Raw genomic sequence first — 695 nt, forward strand, 5'->3', positions numbered from 1 at the left:
ACCTGGACATTTCTCCCTTTAATATTAGCGTTATTCATTAAGGGACTTCGAGAAAGAAGAGGTTTCAGATATACTTTCTTTATGGGTTTTGTTGGCTAATAACAACCACTAACGTATATATAAACCCTGTTTATGCCCTTCTTTATTGGGCGCTTTTGTTTCTATACCTCCTTTTCCATGTCCTGCTCAGTAGAAAGAGGTCGGAAACGGTGCATGCCTTTCAGTTTACCGCGATTTTGGCCTCAATATGGATTGCTTTAAATATGTTCTGGATTCTGCCCATGGCGTTTTTCCTGAAAGAACAATTTGTGACTGCCACTGCCACTTTAGAGCATTTAGGTATGGCTAGCATAGACCTTTTTAAGTTAAATAGTGCTCAGATACTCGATACCGTGCGTTTAGCTGGCATTTGGGCTTTGAATTCTGGATATAAAGGGGATCCTTATTTTCCCTGGGCATCAGCTTATTCATCGCCGATTTTAGTGGCTATTAGCTTCCTGATGCCTCTCCTGGCGTTTTTCCCATTGCTGGTGAGAAGGAATAAGTATGTGCTGTTTTTCAGTTTGCTTACTCTCCTCGCTTTCTTTGTTATAAAGGGTCCTTACCCGCCTCTGGGTGGAGTTATTATATCGTTATTTACTATAGCAAACGGCAAAAAATTATTTACATGATGACCAAAAAATGATATCCTGAAT

1 protein-coding gene is annotated in these 695 nt (G+C 40.0%); it reads left to right on the top strand.

Annotated features, from left to right (window positions below):
• The first annotated feature begins 209 nt into the window (after window positions 1–209).
• On the top strand, window positions 210–671 hold the full coding sequence (locus HW443_RS12495) for a hypothetical protein (RefSeq protein WP_176231980.1): 462 nt from the start codon (window positions 210–212) through the stop codon (window positions 669–671).
• Window positions 672–695: the final 24 nt, after the last annotated feature.

The sequence above is a fragment of the Candidatus Hakubella thermalkaliphila genome, from assembly GCF_013281975.1.
GTDB classification, from domain to species: Bacteria; Actinomycetota; Humimicrobiia; order Hakubellales; family Hakubellaceae; genus Hakubella; species Hakubella thermalkaliphila.